Here is a 264-nt window from a genome sequence, read left to right as displayed (position 1 = left end):
GTTCCTGATCGATCTCGAAACGCGTGAACGCGCGCGCACTGGCATCGGCAATCTGCGCGTCGAATACAACAAAGTGCACGGCTTCTATATCGAGGTCACGCGCGGCCAGACTGACAAGGTGCCGGACGACTATCGCCGCCGTCAGACGTTAAAGAACGCCGAGCGCTACATCACGCCGGAACTGAAAACGTTCGAAGACAAGGCGCTTTCCGCGCAGGAACGGGCGCTTGCCCGTGAGCGTTCGCTTTACGACGCGCTGTTGCA

At 59.5% G+C, this 264-nt stretch carries 1 pseudogene; it reads left to right on the top strand.

Going from position 1 to position 264, the window contains the following annotated elements:
• A pseudogene (locus tag ACCC94_RS30285) lies at positions 1–264 on the top strand (DNA mismatch repair protein MutS); the annotation flags it as partial.

The organism is Pseudomonas sp. Pseusp97 (assembly GCF_047304025.1).
Taxonomy (GTDB): Bacteria; Pseudomonadota; Gammaproteobacteria; order Pseudomonadales; family Pseudomonadaceae; genus Pseudomonas.
This window is presented reverse-complemented; position numbering and strand designations above follow the sequence as displayed.